This window comes from Mesorhizobium sp. M7A.F.Ca.CA.003.01.2.1, assembly GCF_003998945.1.
GTDB classification, from domain to species: Bacteria; Pseudomonadota; Alphaproteobacteria; order Rhizobiales; family Rhizobiaceae; genus Mesorhizobium; species Mesorhizobium ciceri.
The window spans coordinates 1-824 of sequence record NZ_RZRA01001458.1 but is presented as its reverse complement, the minus strand read 5'-3'; the positions used below and the strand labels follow the sequence as shown (position 1 = coordinate 824).

The following is an 824-nucleotide window of genomic DNA, read 5'->3' as shown; positions in this document are numbered from 1 at the left end:
CCTCCTGACCTTGCGCAAGGTGGTGCTGCCGCAAGCGATCCGCGTCGTCACCCCGCCGATGACCAGCAACTGCGTCTCGATGTTCAAGGACACCTCGCTCGCCTCCACCGTGGCGCTGCCGGAACTCTTGAAGGAAGCGACCAACGCGCAGTCGCTCTACGCCAACCCATCGCCGCTGATCGGCGCCGCCCTTGTCTATCTCATCTTCCTCTGGCCGATGGTCCGCCTCGTCAGCCTGCTTGAAGAGCGCTTCAAGACCGAAAAGAAGCGCTGACCTCGCCAACCGATCCCACCCCGTCCAAGCCCTCCGCAGGAGCCTACCCGTGAATAAGCATCAAACCGACAATGCGAATGCCACCGCGTTCCCCGTCGACACCATCCGCGCCATGTTTCCAGCCTTGCAGCGGGCCGGCGATTTCATCTTTTTGGACAACGCCGCCGGCGCGCAGATCCCGCAGAGCGTGCTCGACGCGGTGACCAATCATCTGGTTTCGCACAATGTGCAGCGTGGCGGCCGCTATGGCCGCAGCGTCACCGTCGACCAATCGGTCGCCGATGCGCGGACAAGCGTCGCTCTGCTCATCAACGCCTACAGCCCGGCGGAAATCTGCTTCGGCATGAATGCCACCTCGTTCATCCGCCTGGTCAGCCTCGGCATCGGCCAGATGCTGCAAGAGCGCGACGAGATCGTCGTCACCGACATGGATCATGACGCCAACATCGCGACTTGGCTGGCGCTGGAATCGGCCGGTGCGAAATTCAAATGGTGGCGGATGCGTGAGGACGGCAATCTGCATGTCGACCATCTGCGTCCGCTGGTCTCG

Annotated in this window: 2 protein-coding genes; both read left to right on the top strand. The window is 62.6% G+C overall.

The window, feature by feature from the left end:
* The coding region (locus EN969_RS33440) for an ABC transporter permease subunit (protein WP_127419880.1) at positions 1 to 274 on the top strand (274 nt) is incomplete at its 5' end.
* A gap of 49 nt (positions 275 to 323) precedes the next feature.
* Positions 324 to 824, top strand: a 501-nt coding sequence (locus EN969_RS33435; protein ID WP_127419878.1) for an aminotransferase class V-fold PLP-dependent enzyme, incomplete at its 3' end; no start/stop codon positions are given.